The organism is Caballeronia sp. LZ035, from assembly GCF_031451175.1.
GTDB lineage: Bacteria > Pseudomonadota > Gammaproteobacteria > Burkholderiales > Burkholderiaceae > Caballeronia.
Genome location: NZ_JARUXS010000001.1, coordinates 648,681 through 662,315 on the forward strand (window position 1 = coordinate 648,681; position 13,635 = coordinate 662,315).

14 protein-coding genes and 1 other RNA gene are annotated in these 13,635 nt (G+C 62.1%); 12 read left to right on the forward strand and 3 right to left on the reverse strand.

Annotated elements, in window-relative coordinates; translation table 11 throughout:
- The first annotated feature begins 40 nt into the window (after positions 1-40).
- The 5 genes from QCE88_RS03105 to QCE88_RS03125 all read left to right on the forward strand — a co-directional run bounded on the left by QCE88_RS03105 (position 41) and on the right by QCE88_RS03125 (position 4,744).
- Positions 41-1,348 (forward strand): Glu/Leu/Phe/Val dehydrogenase, encoded by a 1,308-nt coding sequence (locus tag QCE88_RS03105; RefSeq protein ID WP_309899081.1) that lies wholly within the window; start codon positions 41-43, stop codon positions 1,346-1,348.
- Positions 1,349-1,645: 297 nt separating this feature from the next.
- A complete protein-coding gene (locus QCE88_RS03110; protein WP_309899083.1) occupies positions 1,646-2,539 on the forward strand; it encodes a glutamate/aspartate ABC transporter substrate-binding protein in 894 nt (297 codons plus the stop codon).
- A gap of 68 nt (positions 2,540-2,607) precedes the next feature.
- The gene (locus QCE88_RS03115; protein WP_309899085.1) at positions 2,608-3,348 is read left to right on the forward strand and encodes an amino acid ABC transporter permease; all 741 of its coding nucleotides are present in this window, start codon (positions 2,608-2,610) and stop codon (positions 3,346-3,348) included.
- Positions 3,348-4,022 (forward strand): glutamate/aspartate ABC transporter permease GltK, encoded by a 675-nt coding sequence (gene gltK / locus QCE88_RS03120; protein ID WP_309899088.1) that lies wholly within the window; start codon positions 3,348-3,350, stop codon positions 4,020-4,022. The genes QCE88_RS03115 and gltK overlap by 1 nt, the downstream gene beginning before the upstream one ends.
- Positions 4,019-4,744, forward strand: coding sequence for an amino acid ABC transporter ATP-binding protein (locus QCE88_RS03125; protein WP_309899090.1), 726 nt, complete (start codon positions 4,019-4,021; stop codon positions 4,742-4,744). The genes gltK and QCE88_RS03125 overlap by 4 nt, the downstream gene beginning before the upstream one ends.
- A 56-nt stretch (positions 4,745-4,800) precedes the next feature.
- On the opposite strand, the gene QCE88_RS03130 is transcribed toward QCE88_RS03125, so the two are convergent.
- Positions 4,801-5,703 (reverse strand): class II glutamine amidotransferase, encoded by a 903-nt coding sequence (locus tag QCE88_RS03130; protein ID WP_309899092.1) that lies wholly within the window; start codon positions 5,701-5,703, stop codon positions 4,801-4,803.
- A 186-nt stretch (positions 5,704-5,889) separates the two neighbouring features.
- On the opposite strand from QCE88_RS03130, the gene pyrC reads away from it, so the two are divergent.
- The 3 genes from pyrC to rnpB all read left to right on the forward strand — a co-directional run bounded on the left by pyrC (position 5,890) and on the right by rnpB (position 8,228).
- Positions 5,890-6,969, forward strand: a complete 1,080-nt coding sequence (pyrC, locus tag QCE88_RS03135; protein WP_309899094.1) for a dihydroorotase — start codon at positions 5,890-5,892, stop codon at positions 6,967-6,969.
- Positions 6,970-6,979: 10 nt separating this feature from the next.
- On the forward strand, positions 6,980-7,792 hold the full coding sequence (locus QCE88_RS03140) for a DUF3025 domain-containing protein (protein ID WP_309899096.1): 813 nt from the start codon (positions 6,980-6,982) through the stop codon (positions 7,790-7,792).
- A gap of 23 nt (positions 7,793-7,815) precedes the next feature.
- Positions 7,816-8,228, forward strand: an RNA gene (gene rnpB / locus QCE88_RS03145) — RNase P RNA component class A.
- A gap of 63 nt (positions 8,229-8,291) precedes the next feature.
- Here the strand turns inward: rnpB and QCE88_RS03150 are convergent.
- Positions 8,292-8,717: an OsmC family protein gene (locus QCE88_RS03150; RefSeq protein WP_309807202.1), complete on the reverse strand. Its 426-nt coding sequence runs from the start codon at positions 8,715-8,717 to the stop codon at positions 8,292-8,294.
- A gap of 643 nt (positions 8,718-9,360) precedes the next feature.
- On the opposite strand from QCE88_RS03150, the gene rplM reads away from it, so the two are divergent.
- The 3 genes from rplM to erpA all read left to right on the forward strand — a co-directional run bounded on the left by rplM (position 9,361) and on the right by erpA (position 10,780).
- Complete coding sequence (gene rplM / locus QCE88_RS03155; protein ID WP_016344249.1) at positions 9,361-9,789, forward strand: 50S ribosomal protein L13; 429 nt, start codon at positions 9,361-9,363, stop codon at positions 9,787-9,789.
- Positions 9,790-9,800: 11 nt separating this feature from the next.
- Positions 9,801-10,193 carry a 30S ribosomal protein S9 gene (gene rpsI / locus QCE88_RS03160; protein ID WP_035497678.1) on the forward strand — a complete coding sequence of 131 codons (393 nt, stop codon included), beginning with the start codon at positions 9,801-9,803 and terminating at the stop codon, positions 10,191-10,193.
- Between the two features lie 221 nt (positions 10,194-10,414).
- Positions 10,415-10,780 carry an iron-sulfur cluster insertion protein ErpA gene (gene erpA, locus QCE88_RS03165; RefSeq protein WP_309899098.1) on the forward strand — a complete coding sequence of 122 codons (366 nt, stop codon included), beginning with the start codon at positions 10,415-10,417 and terminating at the stop codon, positions 10,778-10,780.
- A gap of 85 nt (positions 10,781-10,865) precedes the next feature.
- Here erpA and QCE88_RS03170 read toward each other — a convergent pair whose 3' ends face one another.
- The gene (locus QCE88_RS03170) at positions 10,866-11,996 is read right to left on the reverse strand and encodes an anhydro-N-acetylmuramic acid kinase (RefSeq protein ID WP_309903360.1); all 1,131 of its coding nucleotides are present in this window, start codon (positions 11,994-11,996) and stop codon (positions 10,866-10,868) included.
- A 380-nt stretch (positions 11,997-12,376) separates the two neighbouring features.
- On the opposite strand from QCE88_RS03170, the gene tyrS reads away from it, so the two are divergent.
- Positions 12,377-13,633, forward strand: a complete 1,257-nt coding sequence (tyrS, locus tag QCE88_RS03175) for a tyrosine--tRNA ligase (protein ID WP_309899099.1) — start codon at positions 12,377-12,379, stop codon at positions 13,631-13,633.
- The last annotated feature ends 2 nt before the right edge of the window (positions 13,634-13,635 follow it).

Genomic DNA, 13,635 nt, shown 5'->3' on the forward strand with positions numbered 1-13,635 from the left:
TTTTCCACAATGGCTGCATTCCTTCACCGCTGGAGCCTCAATGTCTTCGTCGAACGCGCAAACGCCGGACGCCAAACATGCCATCCCGTCGTACCTCAATGCCGATGATCTCGGTCCTTGGGGCAACTATCTGAAGCAGGTCGATCGCGTCGCTCCCTATCTCGGTTCTCTCTCGCGCTGGCTCGAAACCCTCAAGCGCCCCAAGCGCATCCTCGTCGTCGACTGCCCGATCGAACTCGATAACGGCACCGTCGCGCACTTCGAAGGCTATCGCGTGCAACACAACACGTCGCGCGGCCCCGGCAAGGGTGGCGTGCGTTACCACCAGGACGTGACGCTGTCGGAAGTCATGGCGCTGTCCGCGTGGATGTCGGTGAAGAACGCCGCCGTGAACGTGCCGTACGGCGGCGCGAAGGGCGGCATCCGCGTGGATCCGCGCACGCTGTCGCGCGGCGAACTCGAACGGCTGACGCGTCGCTACACCAGCGAGATCGGCATCATCATCGGGCCGAACACGGACATCCCCGCGCCGGACGTGAACACGAACGAGCAGATCATGGCGTGGATGATGGACACCTACTCCATGAACCAGGGGCAGACGGCCACCGGCGTCGTCACCGGCAAGCCGATCTCGCTCGGCGGTTCACTCGGCCGCAAGGAAGCCACCGGACGCGGCGTGTTCGTGGTCGGCAGCGAGGCGGCGCGGCGCATCGGCATGGAGATCGAAGGCGCGCGCATCGCGGTGCAGGGCTTCGGCAACGTGGGCGGCATCGCGGCCAAGCTGTTCCAGGAAGCGGGCGCGCGCGTGATCGCCGTGCAGGATCACACCGGCACGCTGCATAACTCGAAGGGCATCGATACCGTCGCGCTTCTGGAGCACGTTGCGCAGAACGGCGGCGTGGGCGGCTTCGCGGGCGCGGATCCGGTACAGGCGGATGAATTCTGGATGATCGAAAGCGACATCCTGATCCCGGCGGCGCTCGAAAACCAGATCACCGAGAAGAACGCCGGCAAGATCCGCACGAAGATCGTGGTGGAAGGCGCGAACGGCCCGACGACCACGGCGGCGGACGACATCCTGACCGACAAGGGCGTCCTCGTGATTCCCGACGTGATCGCCAATGCGGGCGGCGTGACCGTGTCGTACTTCGAGTGGGTGCAGGACTTCTCGAGCTTCTTCTGGACCGAGGACGAGATCAACCAGCGTCTGGAACGCGTGATGCGCGAAGCCTTCGCTGGCGTCTGGCAGGTGGCGAGCGAGCATCAGGTGTCGGTGCGCACGGCGGCGTTCATCGTTGCGTGCTCGCGGATCCTCCAGGCGCGCGAGATGCGCGGCCTGTATCCCTGATTCGGTACGCGGAAGCGGTCAGCACGTGAGCGGTCCGCAGGAGGCGGACCCGCGCTTCGCTCACTGATTCATGCGTGCGGCTTTTGACCGAATGCCGCACGCATTTGCATGAAAACTACAGGCGGGCGCGGCAGATGTAACACGCCATGCGTTAGTCAAAAAACGCCAGTAACATGCGCCGTCGCAATCGGGCGGCCATCCGTCTTAAAAATAAGACGGAGTGGGTTAACAATCATTCTTTCAGAATAATTACCCTGCTAAACTTGGCCCGGTTTTTCGCCACAGGAGATCGAACACATGAAGATTAAAAAGGCTGCGCTGCTGGTTGCCGCGCTCGGTTTCATCGCAACGGGCGCCTACGCGCAAGACGCCGGCACGCTGAAGAAGATCAAGGACACGGGTGTCATCTCGCTGGGGCATCGCGAATCGTCCATTCCTTTCTCGTACTATGACGACAAGCAACAGGTCGTCGGCTATTCCCACGAATTCGCAATGAAGGTGGTCGAGGCCGTCAAGACGAAGCTCGGCATGTCCGACCTGAAGGTCAAGCTGACGCCGATCACCTCGCAGAACCGCATTCCGCTCGTGCAGAACGGCACGGTGGACATCGAGTGCGGCTCGACCACGAACAACGCCGAACGCCAGCAGCAAGTGGCCTTCTCGAACACGATCTTCGTGATCGGCACGCGTCTCATGACCAAGAAGGAGTCGGGCGTGAAGGACTGGGCCGACCTGAAGGGCAAGACGGTCGTGACGACCGCCGGCACCACGTCCGAACGCCTGCTTCGCAAGATGAACCAGGACAAGAACATGGGCATGAACATCATCAGCGCGAAGGATCACGGCGAGTCGTTCCTGACGCTGTCGACCGGCCGCGCGGTGGCCTTCATGATGGACGATGCGCTGCTTGCCGGCGAACGCGCCAAGTCGAACAACCCGGGCGATTTCGTGATCGTCGGTGCGCCGCAGTCGCATGAAGCGTACGGCTGCATGATCCGCAAGAACGATCCGGAGTTCAAGAAGGTCGTGGACGACGCGATTGCCAAGGTCGAAACCTCGGGCGACGCCGACAAGATCTACAAGAAGTGGTTCGAAAGCCCGATCCCGCCGAAGGGTCTCAACCTCAACTTCCCGGAAAGTGATGACATCAAGGCTCTCTACAAGAGCCCGAATGACAAGGCCATCGACTAACCGCTTCGAGTATCGAACGAACGAAACGGAAGGAGCTTGCTTCTTCCGTTTCTTTTTGGAGTGAGTCCATGTCTTATCACTGGAACTGGGGCGTTCTGCTGAGTCCCGTTTCGACCGGCGAGCCCACGACCTATCTCGGCTGGCTGATCTCCGGCTTCTGGGTGACGATCACCGTGTCGCTCGCCGCCTGGGTGATCGCGTTGGTGGTCGGCTCGCTGTTCGGCATTCTGCGCACGGTCCCGAACCGCAAGCTGGCGGCCATCGGCACCGTCTATGTCGCGATCTTTCGCAATATTCCGCTGATCGTGCAGTTCTTCGTCTGGTACCTCGTGATTCCGGAACTGCTGCCCGTGTCCTGGGGCAACTGGTTCAAGCAACTGCCGCCGTCGGCGCAGTTCTTTTCATCGTCGATCATCTGTCTCGGGCTGTTCACCGGCGCGCGCGTGTGCGAACAGGTGCGCTCGGGCATCAACGCACTGCCGCGCGGCCAGCGCAATGCGGGCCTCGCGATGGGCTTCACCGAATGGCAGACCTACCGCTACGTGCTGATGCCGGTCGCGTACCGCATCATCGTGCCGCCGCTCACGTCGGAGTTCCTCAACGTGTTCAAGAACTCGGCGGTGGCGTCGACCATCGGTCTGCTCGATCTGTCTGCACAAGCCCGCCAGCTCGTCGACTACACGGCGCAGACCTATGAGTCGTTCATCGCGGTGACGATCGCCTACATGATCATCAATCTCGTCGTGATGCAGCTGATGCGCCTGCTCGAGGCGAAAACCCGCCTGCCCGGCTACATCGGAGGCAAGTAATGCATTTCAACTGGAATGACATCCTCGCGTCCTGGCCGACGCTGATGACCGGCGCGAAGATCACGCTGCAAATCACGGTGCTGGCCATCGTGATCGGGATCATCTGGGGCACCGTGCTCGCGCTGTTCCGGCTCTCGGGCGTCAAGCCGCTGCAATGGTTCGCGAGCACCTACGTCACGCTGTTCCGCTCGATTCCGCTCGTGATGGTGCTGCTGTGGTTCTTCCTGATCGTGCCGCAGTTGCTGCAGAACGTGCTTGGGTTGTCGGCGGACATCGACATCCGCCTCGCTTCGGCGATGGTCGCGTTCTCGCTGTTCGAAGCCGCGTACTATTCGGAAATCATCCGCGCCGGCATTCAGGCCGTGCCGCGCGGCCAGGTGAACGCCGCGTTCGCGCTCGGCATGACCTACAGCCAGGCCATGAAGCTGGTGGTGCTGCCGCAGGCCTTCCGCGCGATGGTGCCGCTGCTGCTTACCCAGGCCATCGTTTTGTTCCAGGATACGTCGCTCGTGTACGTCATCAGCCTCGCGGACTTCTTCCGCACGGCAACGAACATCGGGGACCGCGACGGCACGTCCGTCGAAATGATCCTGTTCGCGGGCGCCTGCTACTTCGTGATTTGCGTGGTGGCGTCGGCCCTCGTCAAAAGTCTTCAGAAAAAGGTCGCAAGATGATCTCTATCAAGAATGTTTCCAAGTGGTACGGGCAGTTCCAGGTGCTGACGGACTGCACGACCGAAGTGAAGAAGGGCGAGGTGGTCGTGGTGTGCGGTCCGTCGGGCTCGGGCAAGTCGACGCTCATCAAGACGGTGAACGGTCTCGAACCGTTCCAGAAGGGCGAGATCACGATCAACGGCCAGTCGCTCACCGACAAGAAGACCAATCTCTCGAAGCTGCGCTCGAAGGTCGGCATGGTGTTCCAGCATTTCGAGCTGTTCCCGCATCTGACGATCACGCAGAACCTGACGCTCGCGCAGGTCAAGGTGCTCGGCCGCTCGAACGACGAAGCGACGCAAAAGGGGCTGAAGCTGCTGGACCGCGTGGGTCTGCGCGCGCATGCGGACAAGTTCCCGGGCCAGTTGTCGGGCGGTCAGCAGCAGCGCGTGGCGATTGCGCGCGCGCTCTCGATGGACCCGATCGCGATGCTCTTCGACGAACCCACCTCCGCGCTCGATCCGGAGATGATCAACGAGGTGCTCGACGTGATGGTCGAACTCGCGCAGGAAGGCATGACCATGATGTGCGTGACGCACGAAATGGGCTTTGCGAAGAAGGTGGCGAACCGCGTGATCTTCATGGATCGCGGGCTGATCGTCGAGGACGATCAGAAGGAAGCGTTCTTCGCGAATCCGAAGTCGGACCGCGCGAAGGACTTCCTCGCGAAGATCCTGCACTGAGCTTGACCGCGTAATGCGAAATGAAAACGGCGCTTTCGAAGCGCCGTTTTTTTATCTCACTCGATCCCGAGTTCCGATTCGACCGTGGCCGTGCTGCGCATGGCCTCGATCTGCAGCGCCGAGCCGACGCAGGCTTTCGCAAGCGGCTCGGCCGCTTTCTTCGCGACCGCCTCCGGCACCGGCACGTTCACCGTGCGCGCCAGCGCGCCGCACTGGAACATCGCGAGATCGCCCGGGGCGAAGCGGGTCCAGATTTCGTCGTCCGTGAGCGGCGACGTGGCGATCACCGCCACGCGATCTTCGGGCGTCGTGTATTTGGCGAAGTCGATGGACATGTCGGCGTCGATCAGATGCGCCGTCGAGAACGGCCAGCTGCGCACCAGATAGTACAAATGGGTGGAGCAGTGCGAGAACAGCGCCTGGCCGTTCGACATCAGGAAGTTGAACACGCCGTATTGCGTGATGTCGCGCGTGAGTTCGGCGAGGGCGTCGAACAGTTCGTCCAGCGGCGGCTGCGAGCAGGGGAACTGGCGACGCAGGCCTTGCAGCAGCGCGCAGAAAGCCAGTTCGCTATCCGTGGTGCCGACCGGCTGATAGACGCCGGTCAGTTCCGGCGCATGGCCTTTCAGGTCGCCGTTGTGCGCGAAGATCCAGTGGCGGCCCCACAGTTCGCGCATGAACGGATGGCAGTTCTCCAGCAGGATGTGCCCTTGCGTCGCCTTGCGAATGTGGGCGATGGTGTTCTTGGACTTGATCGGATAGCGCTTGACCATGTCCGCCAAAGGCGAACTGGCCGAGGACTGATGGTCGATGAACAGCCGGCAGGCCTTGTCCTCGAAGAATGCGATGCCCCAGCCGTCGGCGTGATGATCGGTTACGCCGCCGCGCGCTGCAAACCCGGTGAACGAGAACGTCACGTCCGTGGGTTCGGCGCAATTCATTCCGAGAAGTTGGCACATGTCGCTGAGGCAGGCGGGCTGTCGCCCTGAACGGGTTGTTACAATACGTCCGACAAGCATATCACCGAGGCAAGCGCGAAAAAATCGCGCAACCGCTCATAACGGCACGCGTTGTGCAATTTCCACGGCGGATTTTCCCTGTGCTCGCGTGGCTTGCCCTATTCCAACGTTCCCCGTCATCTCGCCATGTCCGCACCTTCATCCTCGATTCAGTCGCTCACCCTCGCGCGCCCCGACGACTGGCATTTGCACGTGCGCGACGGCGCCACCCTCGCGGCCGTGCTGCCGCACACGGCGCGCCAGTTCGGCCGCGCGATCATCATGCCGAACCTCAAGCCGCCGGTCACCACGACCGAATTGGCCGGCGCTTACCGCGAACGCATCCTGGCGGCGCTGCCGAAAGACGGCGCCGGCGCGCGTTTCGAGCCGCTGATGACGCTCTATCTCACCGACAACACACCGCCCGACGAAATCCGTCGCGCGAAGGCGAGTGGCTTCGTGCATGGCGTGAAGCTGTATCCGGCGGGCGCGACGACCAATTCGGACGCGGGCGTCACGGATCTCGGGAAATGCGCAAAGACGCTCGAGGCGATGCAGGAAAGCGGCATGCCGCTGCTGATCCACGGCGAAGTCACGGATGGCGACATCGACGTGTTCGATCGCGAAAAGGTGTTCATTGACCGGGTGATGACGCCGCTGCGCCGCGATTTTCCGGCGCTCAAGGTCGTGTTCGAACACATCACGACGAAGGACGCCGCCGACTACGTGCGCGAGGCCGAAGGGCCCGATGGCACCATTGGCGCGACCATCACCGCGCATCACCTGCTTTACAACCGCAATATCATGCTGGTCGGCGGCATGCGGCCGCATTACTTCTGCCTGCCGGTGCTCAAGCGCGAGACGCATCGCGTCGCGCTGGTCGAGGCGGCGACGTCGGGCAATCCGCGTTTCTTCCTCGGCACGGACAGCGCGCCGCATCCGAAGGGACTGAAGGAGCATGCCTGCGGCTGCGCGGGCTGCTACACGGCGTTGCACGCGCTGGAACTGTATGCCGAGAGCTTCGACAAGGCTGGCGCGCTCGATAAACTCGAAGGTTTTGCGAGCTTCCACGGCGCGGACTTCTACGGCCTGCCCCGCAGCAAGGAAACCGTGACGCTGGAACGCGGCGCGTGGACGCTGCCCGCGGAATTCACCGCCGGCGACGCGACCATCGTGCCGTTGCGCGGCGGCGAGACCATCGGCTGGCGTTTCGCGGACGCAAGCTGAAACGTCGGGCGTGAGCGCGGGTTTCGCTGACATCGACTGGACGCGGCCGTGGCTCGCGTCCATCGAGGCGCGCGGCAGGCGCTGGCAAGCGGCGGCACTGGACGGCCATGCCGACTATCTCGCGGTGCTGAATGCGGACGCGTTGGATACCGCGCACGTAACGGGACGCGGCGCACGGCTCGCGTTCATCGGGCAGGACGCTCTGCCGGCCGGTGCGTCCTACGAAGGGCACATTGCCGAGACCGGCTGCGTGCCCACACGCCACAACCTGCACGATTTCTTCAACGCGTCGATGTGGTTCGCGTATCCGCGCATCAAGGCGGCGCTGAACGCGCGCCAGGCGGAGCAGATTGCGGCGCTCGGCATCGGTCCCACGCGCGGCGCCGTGCGGGATGCCCTCACGCTCTTCGACGAAAACGCCGTATTTTTCGTCTCCGCCGATGCCGCGCTCACCGATGCCCTGCGCGCCTTCGACTGGCGCGCGCTGTTCGTCGGCGGGCGCGCGGCGTGGGGCACGCGTTGCGAGGTGCGCATCTTCGGCCATGCCTTGCTGGAGAAGCTCGTCGCGCCGTACAAGGCGTGCACGGGGCACGCGTGGATTGTCGAGGTGCCCTTGTGTTATTTCTCCCTGGACGATGACGGCCGCCGCGCGCTCATCGATGAAAGTGTCGCGACGCGCATCGCCGCTGGTCCGTTCGACAGCCGCGCCTTCGCGCCGTTGCCGGTGATGGGCGTGCCGGGCTGGTGCGACGCAAATGCGGGCGCCGCCTTCTACGACGATGCCACGGTGTTTCGGTCGGGACGCCGGACGGTCGGGCGCTAGGCGGATGTTAGAATCGATGCCGCAAAGCGGGCCAGGCAATCGCGGCCTCGATGGTTTCGACCGAAGAGGGCGAGGAAAGTCCGGACTCCACAGGGCAGGGTGATGGCTAACGGCCATCCGTGGCAACACGCGGAACAGGGCAACAGAAAGCAAACCGCCGATGGCTTCGGGCGCAAGTCCGGAGATCAGGTAAGGGTGAAACGGTGCGGTAAGAGCGCACCGCGAACGTCGCGAGGCGTTTCGGCACGGTAACCTCCACCCGGAGCAATTCCAAATAGGCAGGCAAGCATCTTCGCGATGCAGGACGGTGCCCCCGTTCGTCTGCGGGTAGGAAGCTTGAGCGCGTCAGCAATGGCGCGTCTAGAGGAATGATTGCCACGTGCGCCGGTTTCGGCCGGTGCGTGCACAGAATCCGGCTTATCGGCCCGCTTTGTCGTTATTCGAAAAAAGAGCCGGCGTCTTGCGACGTCGGCTCTTTTTGTTTTTAGGCGCGCTGTGATTACGCTTCGACGATGTCGAACGAATGCGTCAGTTCCGTGCCGCTCTTCGCCAGCATGATCGACGCCGAGCAGTATTTGTCGTGCGACAGGTTGATGGCACGTTCGACTGTCGCCGGGTTTAGGTTCTTGCCGGTCACTGTGAAGTGGAAGTGGATCTTCGTGAAGACCTTCGGATCTTCGCTCGCGCGGTCGGCCTTAAGGGTGACCGAGCAGTCCTGGATTTCCTGGCGGCTCTTCTTGAGGATCATCACCACGTCATAGGCGGTACAGCCGCCGGTGCCGAGCAGCACCATTTCCATCGGCCGCGGCGCGAGGTTGCGGCCGCCGCCTTCCGGCGCGCCGTCCATGTTCACGAGGTGGCCGCTGCCCGTTTCGGCAGCGAAGGCCATGCCGTCTTGTCCCATCCAGCTCACTTTGCATTCCATGCTCAGGCTCCAGCTGCTCAACGCTTCGTTACAGAGGGAATCATTGTAACGGGTCGTCGCATTCGGCCTGCGAGCGGCTTACGCACATTTCCGGGTTGACGGGCGGGAAAGGGCGCTCTTGAGCGTGCAAGGCCCGGGTAAAAAACAAGTCGAGGGCAAGCTATAGACGCAGAAATTGGCGCTTGGTCGGGATGAAAAATTCGTCAAATAGCTGAATCAAAAGAGAAAAATAGAATGGATACAATCCATTCCTCCATTTCGAATAATGAAATGAAATTTCATGATGCAAATCTTCTTGCTTCGCAGCATGACCGTGCCTATACTCGACTTTGTCTCCTCCACCTCCTCCTTTGGTGGATTAAGCCCGAGCCTCAGTTGCCCGGGCTTTTTTTCGTCCTTCGGTTTTGCGCCTCGCCCGTTTCCTAGCTTTCCATGAGCGATGCGACCTGGTCCAGACCGCCCCCTTTGACGCAGTGCTTGATTTCCCTATATAATTCAAAGTTCTCTTCGCCACACGCCCGCGGAGAGAGGCTTGTGAGAGCCTGCAAGCGTCGTGGGAAGGCATCAATGTCCTGCGAACGCACCCAATAAGCAGGGCCGAACAACGCCAAGTTCAAGGGCAATTCAATTTTTTGGATCGATCATGAAGACGTTTTCCGCAAAAGCCGAAGAGGTGACGCGCGAATGGTACGTGATTGACGCGACGGATAAGGTTCTCGGCCGTGTCGCCAGCGAAGTGGCACGCCGTCTTCGCGGCAAGCACAAGCCTGAATTTACCCCGCACGTCGACACCGGTGATTTCATCATCATCGTCAATGCCGGCAAGCTGAAGGTCACCGGCAACAAGACCACGGACAAGAAGTACTATCGTCACTCGGGCTACCCGGGCGGCATCTACGAAACGACGTTCGGCAAGATGCAAGAGCGCTTCCCGGGCCGTGCGCTCGAGAAGGCTGTCAAGGGCATGCTTCCGAAGGGTCCGCTCGGCTACGCGATGATCAAGAAGCTGAAGGTCTACGCCGAAGCAACGCATCCGCATACGGCTCAACAGCCTAAAGCGCTCGAGATCTAAGGGGAGCCCACATGATCGGTAACTGGAACTACGGTACGGGCCGCCGCAAGAGCGCCGTCGCTCGCGTCTTCATCAAGTCGGGCAAGGGCGAGATCATCGTCAATGGCAAGCCCATCGCCGACTACTTCTCGCGTGAAACCTCGCTGATGATCGTGCGCCAGCCGCTCGAACTCACGAACCACGGCACCACGTTCGACATCAAGGTCAACGTGAATGGCGGCGGTGAGACGGGTCAAGCGGGTGCGGTTCGCCACGGCATCACGCGCGCGCTGATGGACTACGACGCTACGCTGAAGTCACAACTGTCGAACGCTGGCTTCGTCACCCGTGACGCGCGTGAAGTGGAACGTAAGAAGGTCGGTTTCCACAAGGCACGTCGCCGGAAGCAATTCTCGAAGCGTTAAGCGCTTGGGGTTGCGGGTTTCGCATTGGGGGCTGGTTTCGGCCTCACTGCGAAGCTGCTGCAAAGGCCGCCCGCACTACTGTGCCGGCGGCTTTTTTGTGTTCCGACGCACGCCGGTCCGGGCTGTCGAAATTTATACCAGCCCATTGATTCCATGGACTTTCGGCACGATATCGAGATCAGCCCTACAATAGCGGCTAGAAGCTTAATTGGAGAGTTCGAATGAGCGCTGTCAGCGACACCCCCACGATCGAAATGCCGTTGCCATTCGTCTTCACCGACGCAGCGGCGGACAAGGTCAAGCAATTGATCGACGAAGAAGGCAATCCCGACCTGAAACTGCGCGTGTTCGTGCAGGGCGGCGGATGCTCCGGTTTCCAGTACGGTTTCACGTTCGATGAAACCGTGAACGAAGACGACACCGTGACAGAGAAGGGCGGTGTGCAGTTGCTGATCGACTCGATGAGCTATCAGTATCTGGTCGGCGCGGAGATCGACTACAAGGACGATATCAACGGCGCACAGTTCGTCATCAAGAACCCGAACGCCTCGACCACCTGCGGTTGCGGATCGTCGTTCTCGGTTTGAGAGCACATCGCACGTAAGCGTGCGTGAAAAAACGGAGCCTGCGGGCTCCGTTTTTTATGGGTCCTATGTCGCGTTCAAAGCGCCTTCAATGCGGATAGATCGCGCCGAGCACCCGCTCACCCGCTGCGCCCGTCACCGCCGGAAGATTGCCCGGTTCACGCGCGACGCAACGCATCGCGAGCCAGGCGAAGGCCAGCGCCTCGACCTGCTGCGGCGGCACGCCAAGCGCATCGGTCGTCATCACCGGCACGCCGTTCACGCCGCCATCCTCCAGCGCCTGCTGCAGCATCTTCAGCAAGACCGGATTGCGCGCGCCGCCGCCGCATACATAAACCGCGCGCGTGTCCGATGCGTGCCGGGCAATCTCGCGCGCAACCGTCGTCGCGGTGAGCGCGGTGAGGGTCGCCTGGACATCGGCGGGAGCGAGCTGCGCGAACGCGCCCAACTTCGCGTCCATCCACGCGGGATTGAACAGATCGCGCCCGGTGCTCTTGGGCGGCGGAAGATCGAAGAACGGTTCGTCGAGCAGCGCGTTCAGCAATGGCGCATTCACCTGTCCCTGTGCCGCGAATTGTCCGCCTTCGTCGTAGGGCTTTTGCAAATGACGCAGCGTCCACTCGTCGATCAGCGCGTTTGCCGGCCCGCAATCGAAGCCGCGCACTTCGCCGCTGGCCGAGAGGATCGTGATATTGCTGATGCCGCCCAGGTTGCCCACCACCCGCGTCTCGTTTCTTGCGCCAAACACCGTCGCGTGGAAGGCGGGCACGAGCGGCGCACCCTGGCCACCCGCCGCGACATCGCGGCTCCGGAAGTCCGCGACAACATCGATGCTGGTCATCTCCGCCAGCAACGCCGCGTTGTTGATCTGCCGCGTGTAACCCTTTTCCGGCCGATGCCGCACCGTCTGCCCATGCACGCCAATGGCGCGCACCTTCGCCGCTGAATACCCGCTCATGCTCTGCAATTCATGGCAGCACACCGCATAGCGCGTGGCGAGCGCGTTGGCGGCGAGGGCTTCGCGCTCGATTTCGTTCTCGCCCGGCGATTGCAGCGCGAAGAGTGCGTCCCGCAAGCCTTTCGAAAACGACACGTGCGCCTCGCCGAGCACGACGGGCGGCTTGCCGGCCGCGAACTGCACTGCCACGCCGTCCACGCCGTCCATGCTGGTGCCGGACATCAAGCCGAAGTACACGCCATCTGCCTTGCCGGTTTCGATTGCTTCGGCTTTCTTTCCCACGCTGCTCTCCTCGTCGATGCGATGCCCGCTGCCGCTGGATTCCTCGATCCAGCGGCGATTATCCGGGTTAAGGACCGAATCGTTAAGATGCGTCTGAATCGATCCGTCTCGTGCGCCACATCCGAGCGTGCGGCAGGCCGCCCCCGAACGGTGCAAATCGATACGAAACGGCACGAATAGCCGTCTGATCGCGTAAAATTGCCGGTTTGAAGCATTCAATGCGCGCGATTCCGTCATTCGCCGCGCGCGCCGCGGACCGACGCGGCGACCCATCCGGCCAGCCCGGACCGTGGCCAAGGCGCCGCACGAGCCGCCGCCAACGCCAGCCATCGAACCTTTTGACTTCACAAGCCGCAAGCATGACCACAGACTCCAACGCCTCTTCCGCGCCTGCCGCCCAGCGCTTTCCGATTACCGACGAAGTGAAGAGCGCGCTTGCCATCGCGAAGCGTGGCTGCGACGAACTGCTGATCGAAGACGAATTCGCGCAGAAGCTCGCGAGGAGCGCCGCGACGGGCAAGCCGCTGCGCATCAAGCTTGGCCTCGATCCGACGGCGCCGGACATCCACATCGGCCATACGGTCGTGCTGAACAAGATGCGTCAGCTGCAGGATCTCGGCCATCAGGTGATTTTCCTGATCGGCGATTTCACCTCGCTGATCGGCGACCCGTCCGGCCGCAACGCCACGCGCCCGCCGCTCACGCGCGAACAGATCGAGACCAACGCGAAGACCTATTTCGAACAGGCGGCGCTTGTCCTGGACCGCGACAAGACCGAGATCCGCTACAACAGCGAATGGTCGATGCCGCTCGGCGCCGACGGCATGATCAAGCTGGCCTCGCGCTACACGGTCGCGCGCATTCTGGAGCGCGAAGACTTCACCAAGCGGTTCCAGGGCGGCGTGCCCATCTCGATCCACGAATTCCTCTACCCGCTGATGCAGGGCTACGACTCCGTCGCGCTGAATGCGGATCTCGAACTCGGCGGCACGGACCAGAAGTTCAACTTGCTCGTCGGCCGTGAACTGCAGAAGCAATATGGCCAGGAACAGCAGTGCATCCTGACCATGCCGCTTCTCGAAGGGCTCGACGGCGTCGAGAAGATGTCGAAGTCGAAGCACAACTACATCGGCATCAGCGAGAAGCCCACCGACATGTTCGGCAAGCTGATGAGCATCTCGGACGTGCTGATGTGGCGTTACTTCGAGCTGCTGTCGTTCCGGCCGATGAGCGAGATCGAAGGCTACAAGCGCGAAGCCGAAGGCGGGCGCAATCCGCGCGACTTCAAGGTGATGCTGGCGCAGGAAATCGTCGCGCGCTTCCATTCGCAAGCGGATGCCGAGCGTGCGCTCGACGACTTCAATCATCGCGCGAAGGGCGGCGTGCCGGACGACATTCCGAGCGTCACGCTTGCGGGCGCGCCGCTGGCCATTGGCCAGTTGCTCAAGCAGGCGGGCCTCGTGCCTTCGACCAGCGAAGCCCTGCGCAATATCGAGCAGGGCGGCGTGAAGATCGACGGCGCTACCGTCTCCGACAAGGCCCTGAAGATCGAAGCGGGCGAGTTTATCGTCCAGGTGGGCAAGCGCCGTTTTGCGCGCATCACGCTGACCGCCTGAGC

Excerpts from the sequence above, each read along its gene's own strand:
- QCE88_RS03105 (WP_309899081.1), top strand. The coding sequence starts at position 41 with ATGTCTTCGTCGAACGCGCAAACGCCGGACGCCAAACATGCCATCCCG.
- QCE88_RS03110 (WP_309899083.1), top strand. The coding sequence starts at position 1,646 with ATGAAGATTAAAAAGGCTGCGCTGCTGGTTGCCGCGCTCGGTTTCATC.
- QCE88_RS03115 (WP_309899085.1), top strand. The coding sequence starts at position 2,608 with ATGTCTTATCACTGGAACTGGGGCGTTCTGCTGAGTCCCGTTTCGACC.
- gltK (WP_309899088.1), top strand. The coding sequence starts at position 3,348 with ATGCATTTCAACTGGAATGACATCCTCGCGTCCTGGCCGACGCTGATG.
- QCE88_RS03125 (WP_309899090.1), top strand. The coding sequence starts at position 4,019 with ATGATCTCTATCAAGAATGTTTCCAAGTGGTACGGGCAGTTCCAGGTG.
- QCE88_RS03130 (WP_309899092.1), bottom strand. The coding sequence starts at position 5,703 with ATGTGCCAACTTCTCGGAATGAATTGCGCCGAACCCACGGACGTGACG.
- pyrC (WP_309899094.1), top strand. The coding sequence starts at position 5,890 with ATGTCCGCACCTTCATCCTCGATTCAGTCGCTCACCCTCGCGCGCCCC.
- QCE88_RS03150 (WP_309807202.1), bottom strand. The coding sequence starts at position 8,717 with ATGGAATGCAAAGTGAGCTGGATGGGACAAGACGGCATGGCCTTCGCT.
- rplM (WP_016344249.1), top strand. The coding sequence starts at position 9,361 with ATGAAGACGTTTTCCGCAAAAGCCGAAGAGGTGACGCGCGAATGGTAC.
- rpsI (WP_035497678.1), top strand. The coding sequence starts at position 9,801 with ATGATCGGTAACTGGAACTACGGTACGGGCCGCCGCAAGAGCGCCGTC.
- erpA (WP_309899098.1), top strand. The coding sequence starts at position 10,415 with ATGAGCGCTGTCAGCGACACCCCCACGATCGAAATGCCGTTGCCATTC.
- tyrS (WP_309899099.1), top strand. The coding sequence starts at position 12,377 with ATGACCACAGACTCCAACGCCTCTTCCGCGCCTGCCGCCCAGCGCTTT.